We start from the raw sequence: 14,618 nt of genomic DNA on the forward strand, positions 1-14,618 counted from the left end.
CTCTCTTATACCTTAGCGCTGAGTTCCTTGATTTCAACGTTGAGGATACGATCATTGTCGGAATAGTCCACCGGGCAATCGATCAGATGTACGCCTTCGCTGTTCAGGCATTTGTCGATCGTTTCCTGCAGATTTTTCGCACTGGTGATCCGGTGCCCATGAGCGCCATAGCTTTCCGCATATTTGACGAAATCAGGATTGTCGTAGGTCAAACCCCAATCCTTAAAGCCCATATTAGCTTGCTTCCAACGGATCATGCCATAGCTGCTGTCATTGAGGATCAGTACCGTGATGTTCAGTTTCAACCGAACCGCCGTTTCCATTTCCTGACTGTTCATCATGAAGCCGCCGTCGCCGCAGATCGCCATGACTTTGCGATCAGGATAGACCATGGCCGATGCCATGGCAGAGGGAAGGCCTGCGCCCATGGTTGCCAAGGCATTATCAAGCAATACGGTATTTGCTTGGCGGGCTTTATAGTTCCGTGCGAACCAGATTTTATAAACGCCATTATCGAGACAGATGATACCATCCGCTGGCATTTGCTCGCGAACGACTTTCACCAGATGTGGCGGATAAATCGGACAACGCATGTCATCATCCATCGTCGCTGTATGTTCTTCTTCGGCCGCACGCGCTTTATACATATGGTCGAAATTCCAAGAACCGGATGGAACGATGTCTTCCTTCATCTGCCAAATTGCATTTCCGATATCGCCGATCACTTCAATTTGCGGGAAATAAACCGGATCGACCTCGGCAGTGTTCATCGACACGTGAATGACTTCCGTACCGCCATCTTGCATGAAGAAAGGTGGCTTTTCGATCACGTCATGACCGACGTTGATGATAAGATCAGCAGACTCAATCGCGCTATGAACAAAGTCGTTCGCAGATAGAGCGGCACAGCCCATGAATTCTTTGTTGGTTTCGTCGACCACGCCTTTACCAAGCTGTGTCGTGACAAAGGGGATGCCGGTTTTCTCGATAAACTGGGTCAACATTCGGCCCGTCGTTGTGCGGTTTGCACCGCCGCCGATGACCAGGATAGGCGACTTGGCGCTTTCGATCTTTTTCGTAGCAGCCCGGACAGCTTTGGCTTCTGCAATAGGACGCCGGGATAGGCTCGGCTTGATCGGCGTGGAATCGGTTTGTTCGTCGGCCACGTCTTCGGGAAACTCGATATGGGTTGCGCCCGGTTTCTCCTCCTCGGCCAGACGGATAGCTTCGCGAACCCGGCTCGGAATATTGTCCGCCGAAGCGAGTTGATGGGTGAACTTTGTAATCGGCCCCATCATATCGACAACGTCGAGAATCTGGAAACGGCCCTGCTTCGACTTCTTGATCGGCTTTTGACCCGTGACCATCAGGATCGGCATTCCGCCAAGTTGCGCATAGGCGGCTGCGGTGACCAGATTGGTCGCGCCGGGCCCCAGCGTTGCCATGCAAACACCAGTCTTTCCTGTATGACGGGCATAGGTAGCGGCCATAAAGCCAGCGCCTTGTTCATGCCGCGTCAGGATCAACTCAATTTTTTTGGAGCGCGACAGACTGTCGAGCATATCGAGATTTTCTTCGCCGGGAACGCCGAAAAGATATTCTACGCCTTCATTTTCGAGACATTCAACGAATAAATCAGATGCTTTGGTCATGTGGGTCCTTCCCTGATCACCATGATCAGTATTTGCTCAAGATTTTGGCAACGACCCCGGAATGATTTTCCCCTCCAGAAAAAGACTCATCCGTACCCCTATGCCGTTGGTTGATAAGTTAAATTTACATCCGTGTCACGCATCAATCCAAAATTTTCTCAATGGTTCAATAGCCGCGATCAAGATCGGCGATGGCAATCATCTCTTCCGCATTTTGATAACGCTTCAAATTCTCGACAAAGCGGCCTGCTGCGCGCTGGAACATGCGGGTTTGGGCTACACCGGAAACATGCATAGTGATGAAGCAGTTTGGCGCAGTCCAGAGGGGGTCACCTTTGGGCAATGGTTCGGGCTCAGTTACGTCGAGGACTGCTCCGCCTATAGTCTTGCTGTTCAACGCGTCCACTAGCGCGTCCTGATCCACCAAAGAGCCGCGGGCGACATTGACTAGCCATGCCGATGTTTTCATCGCAGCAAACTCATCTTTGCCGAGGAGCTTTTGTGTCTCTGTTGTCGCTGGCGCTGAAACGATGACCCAGTCAAATTCTCCCAGTCGGTCACGCCAGTCATCTGTTCCAATTACTTCGGTACCAACACCAGCTGGATCGGCGCTAGGCGTCCTGCGCACGGCGGTAACGTTCATTTCAAAACCGGAGAGTTTTTTCGCGACTTGCCGACCAATACCGCCATAGCCAATGATTAATGCCTTGCCATCGGCTAGTTCAGTCGTTCCGGGAGCTTGTTCCGGCCAGTCCTGTTGCTCCTGAAGCTCCAGTAATTTGTCGGTCCGCTTGGCGGCCGCAAGCATGCCCATTAGCACAAATTCTGCGATGGGGGAGCTATTTAGCCCTGCGCCATTGGTGACGATTGTGCCTTGCTGTTTAAGCTGATCCAGAGGAAAATGTTCAACGCCCGCATAGATGCTGTTAAGCCATTTCAGATTGGTGGCAGCCGCCAGCACCGATGCCATTTTCTCTTTATCATACATATCGAACCAACCGATTTCGGCGTGCGGTGCAATTTCAAGCGCTTCTTCTGTACTGGTAAACCATGTCACATCAAGATCGTCGCAATGCGGTTCGACCATCGGGCGGACCAATGATGCCATGGCTGCTATTGGCCGTTTTTCGTTTTTTTGGCTCATATCGAAATGCTCCATTCCCAGCGTAGCGGATTGCCATCCATCAAGTCCACACCTTGCGCGGTCAATTCATCACGGATCGCGTCGGCTGCGGCAAAGTCTTTATCTGCCTTGGCTTGCTGGCGCAGGTCGAGCTTTTCTTCAATCTCTGCTTCGGTGATCGAGGCCGATTTGGGCCGCACCCGCAAGTCGGTTCTGGTAAGTATTTCCAGGTTGAGTCCGAGCAGTTTGTCAATGTCCTGCAACAGTTTCATCCGCTGTATCGCATCGACTTTTTTTAGTGAGAGTAAATCTTCCAGCAAAGGAATGACCGGGCAGCTGTTGAGGTCGTCACTCATTGCCGCATCCAATTGCTCACGCATTTCCGCGAGCTTGGGATGAGGCGGCTTTTCGTCTTGCGCAGCCTTGAGGCGATCCTTCAATCGTTCAACGCCCATGATGATACGTTTGAGACGCGTGAGCGCAGCCATCAGATTATCCCAGCTAAACTCCAACTCGCTGCGATAATGGGCCTGCAGGCACATCAGACGATAGGCGAGGGGGTGAATGCCCTTGTCGATCAGCAGTTGCAGGCGCAAAAATTCACCTGCCGATTTTGACATTTTGCCAGACCGGTCGATCAGGAAATTATTGTGCATCCAAACCCGCGCACCGCTATGGTCACAGCCGCTATGCGCCTGATTCTGGGCAATTTCATTGGGATGATGAATCTCGCGATGGTCAATCCCGCCCGTGTGAATGTCAAAGGGCAGGCCGAGTAAAGCCTCCGACATGACGGAGCATTCCAGATGCCAGCCTGGTGCGCCTTTACCCCAGGGGCTGTCCCATTCCATCTGCCGGGTTTCGCCATCGGGTGTTTTGCGCCAGATTGCGAAATCGGCCGCGTTGCGTTTGCCTTCTACAGCATCAATTCTACCCTCGCCATCTTCGGTCGCCGCGCGAGCGAGGCTACCATAATCGGCGACCGTAGAGACATCGAAATAGAGGCCGCTATCGAGTTCATAGCAATGCTTGTCGGATATGCCTTTGGCATATTCAATCATCTGCGGAACATAGTCAGTTGCTATGGACCAATGAGCAGGCTGGCGGATGTTCAGCGCCTTGATATCTTCCCAATAAGCTTCGGTATAATGTTTGGCGATATCCCAGATGGATTGCGCCCGTTCTGCGGCCGCTTTTTCGAGCTTGTCTTCACCATCATCGGCATCGTCAGTCAGATGCCCGACATCAGTAATGTTGATGACATGGGTGAGTTTGAAACCCTTCCAGCTTAATGTTCGCCCCAATAAGTCAGCAAAAACATAGGCCCGCATATTCCCGATATGGGGATAGTTATAAACTGTCGGACCACAGGTATAGACCCGCGCTTCGCCTTCATGGATAGGAGCGAATTCCTCGAGCGATCGGCTCAGGCTGTTAAACAGGTTCAAGGGATGGCTGGTATTTTCATTCATATCCACCGCCTAAGGGCTTGCGATATAAAAGGTCAACCGGTCAATTCACTCGGCGGGTTCAAGCTCCTCTTTCTCGGTCGGGCCACCTTAGCTACAGGATTCATCGCCTTCCGCGCAGTCACCACCATCATCTTCGCCGACCCAAAGGTCATCATTACCAGCGCCGGTGACAGGTTCGTCAATCAACGGATCATCGACATATTCCTCTGTTTCCTTCAGCTCGATAAGATTGGTCTCGAATGGATCGCTTACCACCGTACCATCTTCGCCCGGGGTGACTTCTTCCTCAATAATATCCTGCACCGGATCGTCGATCTCTGGATCATCAAAATCTGGATTGGGGGTTGGGGTAGGCGTTGGCGTTGGCGTCGGGGTTGGAGTTGGAGTTGGAGTGGGTGTAGGAGTAGGCGTCGGAGGCGGTGCACCGCAGCTTGATGGATCAACTATAACGCAGCCATTGATCGTGGAAAAATCGTCAAACCCGACCACAGTATCTGTCGCAAATATGGTGTCGACCCCTGTGTCACCGCCGACAATGCCATTGATGACAATATTGGCATTGCTGCCTGCGCTGAGTCCGTTGATCGTTAAACTGCCGACTGTGAAACCGCGGCGTTCATCAAAAGAGACCCCGGGGGCGGTATTCTGGATGAACAGATCGCCGTCGACCACAAATTGTGCAATGCCGCCTCGAATAAGGCCATTGTCGAGATTGATGCCATCATTATTTTCCAGACGGAGATCGACCGCATTCACGTCGAGCCCGGCAATATCGGCAAAGGCCTGATCGGTCATTGCGTAGATGTTTTGGGCCGTCAGCGTCATGAGTCCCACTCCGCCAAAACCGCCATTGATATCGGTAATCTGTATCAGGCCACCATTGGCATTGATCCTGAGGTCGTTGACAGATGTCATGTTCAACGTTGTCCCGGCCGACGCATTGGTCAGGTTTAGATTGCCGTCAACGCGAGTAGACTGACCGGAATCGATGGTCAGTGTGCCAGAGAAGCCGATGGTTGCCGTTTGAGCCCCGCTGACATTGTCACCGGTCTGAATGGTCAGATCCTGAATGATCAGGTCTGGTGTGGCGTTACCGGTTTGGGCAACAAACAGGGTGAGGTCCTGGTTCGATTGTATTCGGGTAAATTCGTCATTGTTAAGGCTGAAAACGCCTGCGGTTCCGGCACCGCCCAAGATTGCCTGATTATTGCCGTTGCTTTCGATGAAAATATCATTGGTCTGTGTGAACTCGCCAAGCTGGCCCGATGTGCCAATACTGATATCTGCTGATGACAGGTCGATAGTTGTCCCAGTTGCAAGCGCCTGAATATCAACCAGATTACCAGCGGTGATGGTCAAGGCATTGTTCGCGTTGACGGTATCATTAATCGCCACGTCAACCGCTGCGGTTATATCAATGTTGCCGTTGGCGCTTACCACAGCTTGACCGCTTATGCCTGCGGGTGATCTGCCGGCACCGGCGGCGACTATGATGAGTTCATTCAATTCCGCGCTACCGGCTAGACTAGTCAGTTGGATATTGCTCGTAGCACTAGCCTCATCGACCACAAGATTGCCTCTAGTAACAATATCGATCGTACCCGCATTAGCCGTGGCCCGGACTCTCATCGCACCGTCCGATCGCAGGAACACATTGTTGCCGTTGGCAATTAACCTGTCGCTGACTAAGGCGTTGTTCCGAACAGCAACATCGCCGCCGGAAGACCGCAACACGGCCGAACCGCCGATCAGCTCGGCAATTTCAATGCCGAGATCAGCTTCAAAATTACTGTCGAGGGCTTCGGCGCGCGTGACATCGACCAGCCCATCAACAAAGGCCCGGAGAAAAACGGCGGCGACGGTATCAGCGGTGAAGTTGCCATCGGCCCGGACACTGATGAGGGAATCGGACGTCACATTGCCAAATGCAACGGAACCGACCGACCGTAAATCCAGCCTAGAAAGTATTTTGCTCGTCACATCGACATCACCAAAGATGATGTCGCCCGAGGCGAAAAAATCCCCGGTACGCGAAATATCCAGATCGCCGCCGATATTAATGTCGCCGTCCAGAGCGCGGATACGCAAACCTTCGGTAAACCGGATATCACCATTATCGCCGGTATCTGCACCGCCTAACGTTACCGAAGTGCCCTCCAGAAATGTTTCATTGCCAGAGATAACATTGCCAATGGAGAGACTGCCAGTGCCTACAACCATGACGGTCGTACCGGCGGCGAGAACATCACCCGTGATATCGCTGCCGCTAAGGTCGAGCATATTTCCAGCGTCGATGGACCCAAAGTCAATGAAATCTGCAGAGGACAGAACAATATCGACGCCAGCATCGATACCGCCAACGGTTATATTGCCGCCATTGATATCGATATTTTGTGCACCAGATGTGGCCCCTAGGAAAACCGATCCCGGCGCATTTAATATTATGTTGGTGTCAGGCACATTGACCTGATCAAAGCTGAAATCACCGCCGGCATCATAGTTTACGTCGCCAGCGCCGACGGTCAATATGCCAACGTTCATGCTACCCGGGACAGAATAAAAGCCTTCTAGTGCGCCGTTGCGATTCTCTACCGTCGTCAATTCACCGCCAGTATTTATAACAGCGGCCGAGATATCACCGCTTACATTAATGCCGATATCGTTGCCGCTATTGAGAGAGCCCGAACCCCGCAGACTTCCAGCTGCATCGACACCCAATAGGCCGCTCGTCAATTCTGCATCGAGAAGGTTTACGTCGCCTTCGGTACTGTTAACGAAAATCTCGTCGCTGGCGATGAAGCGTGATGGAATACCGTCTGCACCCATTACGATGTCCCGGCGTGTAGAAACAAATATGCGATTGGCAATAATGTCTCCGTTTTCGATAATTGCCTGAATCGGAACGCCCGCCTGACCGATGGATACGATATTGTCGGCACCCAGTGCACCGAGGCAAAGAGTACCTTCAACGCAGTTTGCACTGAGGAGACCGGCGTCGTCAGATTGGCCGAAAAGTCCGATTTCAGCATTGGTAGGCGCGTCGTTAATATCGGCGCTGATTGAGCTGGCATCAATGGCACCGCCCAGGCCGTCTATTGCATTCGCCGTCATGACCACCGCAAATTCATTGGCTTCGATCGTCCCCGCAGCCACGATCGAAGCAATAGGTGTGGCTGGTATTGAGATCAGATCGGGAACTAACGCGCCAGCTTGCAGTATTAGGTTGTTCTCGCTGTCAAAAGGGGTGGCCAATATTGGCGTATCAACAGGATTGGCTGCAGCTTCCAACCGCGCTCCTGTTTCAATGATAATATCGTCACCTGTGAAAACCGAAATACCATTGTCGGATATACTATTGCTACCTGCCTGGAAAATTGCATTACCGCCCGCCCGGACGCGAATGGCACCGGTCGACGTAACATTGCCGGTGACGGTGGCATCAAAGATAGGATCGTAGACGGGCGTAGGGCTAGGTGTTGCGGACAAACCAGCTTCGATTGAAATGCCGGAGTTAATTATGGAGCCAGCTCCCAGAGGGGAAGCATCCGGCGGACCGGTCACAGCGCCGTCGTTCAGAGTCGCATTTTGTCCGGCTGTCAGATCGATGATGTTGAGTGCCCGCAGATCATTTGCGAAAATATTTGCGCCAGCATTCACACTGATTTGAGAGCCTGACTGAATGATTGATCCTACCATGCTGTTGACATCATTGGCCGCATCGGCATCAAATTCCGAAACAACGTCGATGGAAATGGTCCCGGCGGCATTGTTGGTGTGATCCACTAGTATCGAACCGGAAGTGGAGCGCAAATCGGCAAACCCCCCAACCGTCATCTGGCTGGCGCCATCAAAAGCATATTCTATGTTGCCTGCCACATTGACAATCAAGTCACCCAATATGGTAATAGGGTCACTGTTTCCGATCACAAAAAATCCACTTGAAGGACCGACCCCGGCCAAAGCTTCGGCGTTCAATGAGGCCAGCGTAATCAAACCAGCAGGATCGGTCGACGTGTCGGTTAATTCGATCCGGCCACCAATTCCGGTTGGTGTTGATCCGTCACCCGCGTTTAGGCCGTTAGCCAACATGGTGACATTGCCAAGTGTTAGGATACCGGGACTGCCCTCCTGGACCTCCAGCGCTGCGGTCCCACCGGTGCCAAGACCGCCAATGCCAGCCGTGCCCAATACACCGCCAGCGCCCGCATAGGCAAAGCCGCCTGGCCCGGCATCTGCGCCTTGGCCAGTGGTCGTAATCGTAACGTCATTGCCGGTAATCGTGCCACCTTGTGCCAAAAGGCGGGCCGTCCCGCCGGTTCCATTGCCGCCATTGCCGCCATCGCCTGCGACATTGGCATAGGAATAACCACCAGTTCCGCCAAGGCCGCCAGTACCGGTGCTGGATAACGTGAATTCACCGCCGCCGCTCAGCGCAAAATTTGCACCTGTGCGAACCGCTATTTCCAAAGTGCCGCCGGTTGCTGAACCGCCATCGCCACCGTCTCCGCCATTGCCACTGAAATTATCGAACCCGGTGCCACCGTCGCCACCGAAAGCGTCAGCGACGGTTACAAGAGGGTCTCCGACGTTGTTCAATGATGCGCCAGCACCGACTATTTCCAGCCTTGCGACGCCGCCTTGGGCATCGCCGCCATTACCGCCATTGCCCGATATGGTGCGAGCGATACCGCCGACGCCGCCTGTACCGGTTGCCGTCACGACCGGACTGTCAAGGGATACCGACGAACCCGTGATGTTGAGTGTCGCCGTCCCGCCGGTTCCTGCACCAGCGTTACCGCCGCTATTGCCTTCACCGCCTTTTGCTCCCACTCCTCGGGCATCGACCAGATACACCCGATCAGTCACGTCATCTTGTCTGAGATTGATTGTCGCGTTACCACCGGTTCCGTCACCGCCATTGCCAGCGGTCTGACCAGTAAAGCCAACTGCAGGAATAGGGGTACCATAAGCGCCATAGCGTGTCGGTGCGTTAGGATCATTGCCCGCATCGCCGCCTGTGCCGATTGCGGTAACTTCCGTACTGGTAAAGGTTACATCGCCGCTATTATTGTTGAATACAGCGCTACCGGCAACCGCATTGCCACCATCTCCGGCGCGCTGCGATGGCGTTATTCCGCCAACCAGTGCATCGCCGCCGCGACCGCCATCAGTACTTGCCGAAATTGACGCAAGCTGAGCCGAGATAGTAGCTGTTCCGTCAAGATTGAATGTTGCGACACCACCGACAGAATCGCCACCGCTTCCTGCGTTGACACCGGTACCATCTCCGCCTCTGCCGCCGAAACCACCAGCGACAATTTCTAGCCTATCGTTGACGGTCAAACTTCCGGCATTAGCGTTCAATATGGCATTCCCTGCTGTGCCAGTCCCGCCGTTTCCAGCTACGACACCTTCAATATCGCGAGCATTGCCGCCGTTGCCGCCAATTCCGTCGGCCGAAACCGTGAGGTTATCGACGGTCACAACAGCACCATCAAGATTGAAGACGACATCGCCGCCTTGACCGTCGCCGCCATTGCCGACAACACCTGGCAGCTCTGGAAATCCGAAAGGTGCTGAGTCGCCTCCGAAAGATGCAAAGCCGCCAGATGATACCGTCACGTCGTTAGCAGAGAAATTTCCGTCAATCAGATTGAATGTCGTCTGGCCGCCACTGCCGTTGCCACCTTGGCCGCGAATGGGAATTGGACCTTCTTGGATATCTTCGATTGAACCATTGGCGCTGCTCAAAAAAGTTTCGGCCGAAAAACTGCTGCCATTGTCGAGTGTCAGTGTGATATTCCCGCCAACGCCCAGACCACGTTCTGCGGCAAGGCCATCACTGGCATTGCTCCGTCCGGAACCACTGGCTGATAGGCTTACCGAAGGCTCCATGAAGGGACCATCAACAAATGCTAACGTCCCGCCATCAATATTTATTACGATGTCACCAGCGATGGCTGTCCCACCTTGGGTGCGTGTACGCGCATTGGCGGACATCGCAAACCGACTTCCCGTTAGACTTCCGCCATTCTGGACAGTGACATTGACCGTTCCGGTTGTTCCATCCGTCAGGGCATCAGCAGCAGCGAATGTGGTGCGCGAGGATGCAAGAGCGAAGCTGGCCGAGTCGATGGAAGCGTTATCAATAAGCAGGTTTACATTGCCGCTGTTTGAAGCTGTGCCATTTGTATTGGCATTACCCGTCACCATTAATTCAAAATCGTTTGTGAACGTAAGGTCAGAACCATTTAGGACACTTAAGGACAGGTCTCCTGGCGTTCCGCTACCGACAAAATTTGTATTCAATCCCAAGCCAGTGCCATCCAGTGTCGTGTTGTCGAATGTAACATCAAGGTTACCGGACATGGATGGGCTAGCAACTTCGTTACCCGCTCCGTCGAAGCCGGTCTCGGCCACCGCGTCGCTGTCAAAGACAAGTCGCCCCGTTAGGTTTAGCGTGGCATTGTTAAAGTTGGCTGCGATATCGCCAGCATTTGCGCCATTCTCAGATGCCGTCACATTGCCGTCGGCATTTCTTGTTCCGATCGCGCTCGCACTAAGAAACCCAAACCCTGCATTCACAATACCATCGGTGACGGTGAAATTAATTGTTCCACCACTATTAGTTCCGCCCGAAGCGGTTCCATTGAAATTGTTTCCAGCAATACCATTGGCCAGGAATTGCACGCTTGTGCTGTCAGTCAATGTGCTGCCGACACCGGTAATATTCACGTTAATAGTGCCACCGGTGGACTCGCCCGCTGTTACCATACCCATATTGGGTGCGGCAGATACGTCAAATGATGAACCGTTGCGTCCGCCGCCGCCATTGATATCGAGCAAGCCGCCGGCAAGAATGTCTAGATTGATTGTACCGCCAAATGTATCCACACCCTGTGCGACATCACTCCCTTGGCTCCTGATGCCGGCAATTCCAGCATTTACCACTAGTTCGTCGCCAACAATTATGTCGCCGGATCCCGGTGTTCTGCTACCGCCGCCACTGGCGAGAATGTCAATTGTTCCGCCCTGCGTCGCTGAAAACGCATTGATCGACAGGCTGCCGCCAACTGTAATCGCTGATGTGTCCCGAGCGATAATCTGGACGCCATTGACCGCGTTCAAGGTGATATCACCGTCAATATTGATGCGGCCAGTATCGCCGGCCGCTTCCATACGAATGGAGTCGCCAGCAGTGAATGTCAGGCCGAGGGGGTTGATACCTTGCGCGCCGGTAACAGGAGCGCCGAGAAGGTCTTGAATAGCAATATTATTATTGGCAAAAGCGGCGATACTGTTACTGAAATCAAGGCCTGTAAGGTCAATGCTGCCATTAATTGCCGGATCGACCACCTCATCGATCGTAACCCGAAAATCGTCGGAAAAGCTCAAACCCGTCGAATCTATATTACCACCTGCGCTCAGGATGATCCTGCCGTCCGCCTCGGTGGCAGCGGAGGCCGCCGTATAGCCCATCGTGCCTTGTAGCAGCATTGTCATCGCCTGATTTTTTGGCAATGCCGCAAAGTAGATAGCCTGATTATCCTTATTTCCGTTAAAGGCAGGATCCGGGTTGCGTACGGGACCGGTAGTGGTTCCTGTATGAGAGACGCCTACCGTATCGTTTGACCCAACTAGCAGATTGATATCGAAAAGTCCGGAATCGATAGTGATATCAGCCTGCTCGGCTGCGACATAAGCGACGGATCCGTTAACGTTGACCGTTCCTGCCTGATTAACGCGCGGTGCGACCATCGCAACGTAGCTGCCTTCGCTGATCGCGTTGATTTGTGCGCCGTTCGCTATGGTGACGGCTGGGAATGGTCCGCCGACTGGAGATGCTGGACCGCGAAAACGAATTTCTCCATCCGGCCCGAACAGCCCACCTGTTGTGTCGATTGCATTGGTCGTAAGAACCAATGATCCGACATTGATATTTGCATTGGCGCCAACCAGAATACCACCGGGGCTGTAAAACCATACATCACCGATAAAGGGCACAAAACCGCTTAAAGCGGAGACATTCCCGTTGATACTTATGCCGCGAGATATGTCAGTCGGGACAATGCGATTAAGTACCGTATAACTTCCGCCGCCATCCCGGTTGAACACCAAGCCATTGTCTTGCGGCAAAAAGTTTATTGTACCACCACCCGATTGGTCAAAAAGATCCCAATCGATAATCACCTGGTCGCTGCTGATTGAAACGGTATCGCTGGTCGGGCCGGGTGTGAAATTACCGGTTCCCAAAGTAAAATTACCGTTGGTCAGTTGCGGATCGGCATTAACAGCATGTCCGCTCGGTGACGGTGCAGCCTGAGCCAGTGCATGATGCGGCGTCATCGCTAACATCATCGCGGCTGCCGTAATGGACCCGCTGGCAAGCAGTTTCAATTTGTTGAACGCAGGGGCTTTGATCGGTTGTTGTTCGCTTCTTTGCATAGTTTTGCCTTTGATCGCGCCTGGTTTGCTGGTCTGTGTCATCGTCTTGCCTCTGGTCATCATTCGCCGCCTTTTTCGCTTATCGTGACCAGGGTGCGAGTTGCACGGTAAGGGTCATCAATGCCCGTGCGCTGTCTCGCCGAGTCTCAAAGGGGCCGCGTTTCAGCGGCACAACAGCCATCACATCCAGACTGGCCCGACGGCCAATGGTTGCGCGGATACCGCCGCCGGCGGAATAAATTTTCTGAGGATCGCCCGGGAAATTCTTGTTCCACACCGCCATCGCGTCAAAATAGACATAGGGTTGCCAAGCCGTGCCATTGGGTGAATCGGGAATTAGCGAGCCGTAGCTGACTTCCGTTTGCAAGCCATATCCGCTGTCGCCGATTATGGTGCCCGGATCATAGCCGCGACCGGTTGTGTAGTTGCCGCCGGAAATTTCTTCATAAGAAAATAGCGCATCGGGAGAATATTGGAAACGCGGTTTCAGTGTGAATGCTAGTAGCGGAGTGGGGCGATAATCGAGTTTTGCTTGTCCCCGGACCACAAAGGCTGTGGGATCACCATCGGCCCGTGTTGGAATGACGGTTTGGCCAACACAGCGGACAAATGCTGGCCCGCATCCCTCGCTAGCGCCCAATATACCCAGCCCCTGACGCAATTCGAGCGATCCGGCCATGGCCCATTTCGGTTCAAAAGCGGAATAACCGCCGCGACCGGATATGCTGCCAGGCTCAATTTCGCTGAAATCCAGACGCGCATAGGCGATGCTGAGGTCATCTTCGTTGGTCCGTATGCCAAAAATTTCGGTCTTCTGATCAATATATTCAAATCCAATGGTGCCAAACAAATTGCGCGCCTGTTTGCGGATAAATGGATAGGTGGCGTAAACGCCGGCGACCAATGTCTCGGATTCAATGTCGAAATCATTAGGCAGTTCGGGATCGGTCCATGCGTAGGTGAAATTGCCGCCAAAGCGCAGGCCTTCGCCTCCAACCCGAAATTCATGACCGACCTGTAAAACCTGCTGTTCACTAAAATCCGCGGTTGAAAAAGCGCTGATGGTGGTTTCATCACCAAGGCCGGTAACTCCATTAAACCGCGCACGCAGCAATCCACCAAATCGGCCAACCTGTTTGGATCCAAAATTCTGAATATTGGCATCAACATAGACTGGCGTGCGGACCACGTTAAACTCGCCGATTACGTCGCCGGGACGGCCATCAGCAAGGGACGTTACCGGACGCAATGCCAGCCGCACATCCAACCCTGGAATATCGCGAGCAAGGAGCAGGTAACGTTCGGCGACGTCAATATTGAAAACCGGCTCATTGGTCAGCTGATCAATATATTGCTTAAGCAACTTTTCGGATGATCCTGCGTCACCGCGGACCTGGACCGATGTCATCTTCGCGAGCAGGACATCAAACTTTACATTGCCGCCATCAATCGTCTGCGGCGGCACTTGAACCGCAGCCAGATAACCAGCGCTGCGTAAAATAGTGGCGGCGCGATCGCGGATTTCGCAGACCACGGCAACGGGAACTTCTTGGCCAATATAGCCGGTATAAGCAGATCGCAATATCGATGCATCGACCACGCCCAATCCACCGAAATCAACCGATTGCAGCGTGAATTTAACATCGGCAAATTCGGGATTGGCGAGCGGGCAGGCGGACCGTTCGATACCGCCTTCTACCGTCAGCGGCTGAGGCTGACCTTTTTCGGCTTCGCCCAGCAACCCACGCTGAATTTCTTCTCTCGTCGGAGCGGCCACAGATGACTGTGCCCATAGATTACCATGAGCAGACAGCATTGCTGGTATTGATACCAATAAAGTCAATTTTCTTATTGCGCGCGCTCGCGACATATTCTTCCCCGGTTTTTCATATTTCCAGCGCGACCCCGGTTGGATATATGATATTA

The 14,618-nt window shown here is 53.2% G+C and carries 5 protein-coding genes; all 5 read right to left on the reverse strand.

Annotated features, from left to right (window positions below; translation table 11 throughout):
* Positions 1-5 precede the first annotated feature (5 nt).
* A complete protein-coding gene (locus J4G78_RS15000; protein WP_207987334.1) occupies positions 6-1,652 on the reverse strand; it encodes an acetolactate synthase large subunit in 1,647 nt (548 codons plus the stop codon).
* A 166-nt stretch (positions 1,653-1,818) separates the two neighbouring features.
* On the reverse strand, positions 1,819-2,796 hold the full coding sequence (locus J4G78_RS15005; RefSeq protein ID WP_243457121.1) for a D-2-hydroxyacid dehydrogenase: 978 nt from the start codon (positions 2,794-2,796) through the stop codon (positions 1,819-1,821).
* Complete coding sequence (gene cysS / locus J4G78_RS15010; RefSeq protein ID WP_207987335.1) at positions 2,793-4,247, reverse strand: cysteine--tRNA ligase; 1,455 nt, start codon at positions 4,245-4,247, stop codon at positions 2,793-2,795. Before cysS ends, J4G78_RS15005 begins: the two co-directional genes overlap by 4 nt.
* Positions 4,248-4,334: 87 nt before the next feature.
* Complete coding sequence (locus tag J4G78_RS15015; RefSeq protein ID WP_207987336.1) at positions 4,335-12,752, reverse strand: beta strand repeat-containing protein; 8,418 nt, start codon at positions 12,750-12,752, stop codon at positions 4,335-4,337.
* A 19-nt stretch (positions 12,753-12,771) separates the two neighbouring features.
* Positions 12,772-14,562, reverse strand: coding sequence for a ShlB/FhaC/HecB family hemolysin secretion/activation protein (locus tag J4G78_RS15020; protein ID WP_207987337.1), 1,791 nt, complete (start codon positions 14,560-14,562; stop codon positions 12,772-12,774).
* Positions 14,563-14,618 lie beyond the last annotated feature (56 nt).

This window comes from Parasphingorhabdus cellanae (assembly GCF_017498565.1).
Lineage (GTDB): Bacteria > Pseudomonadota > Alphaproteobacteria > Sphingomonadales > Sphingomonadaceae > Parasphingorhabdus > Parasphingorhabdus cellanae.

Excerpts from the sequence above, each read along its gene's own strand:
- J4G78_RS15000 (WP_207987334.1), bottom strand. The coding sequence starts at position 1,652 with ATGACCAAAGCATCTGATTTATTCGTTGAATGTCTCGAAAATGAAGGC.
- J4G78_RS15005 (WP_243457121.1), bottom strand. The coding sequence starts at position 2,796 with ATGAGCCAAAAAAACGAAAAACGGCCAATAGCAGCCATGGCATCATTG.
- cysS (WP_207987335.1), bottom strand. The coding sequence starts at position 4,247 with ATGAATGAAAATACCAGCCATCCCTTGAACCTGTTTAACAGCCTGAGC.
- J4G78_RS15015 (WP_207987336.1), bottom strand. The coding sequence starts at position 12,752 with ATGACCAGAGGCAAGACGATGACACAGACCAGCAAACCAGGCGCGATC.
- J4G78_RS15020 (WP_207987337.1), bottom strand. The coding sequence starts at position 14,562 with ATGTCGCGAGCGCGCGCAATAAGAAAATTGACTTTATTGGTATCAATA.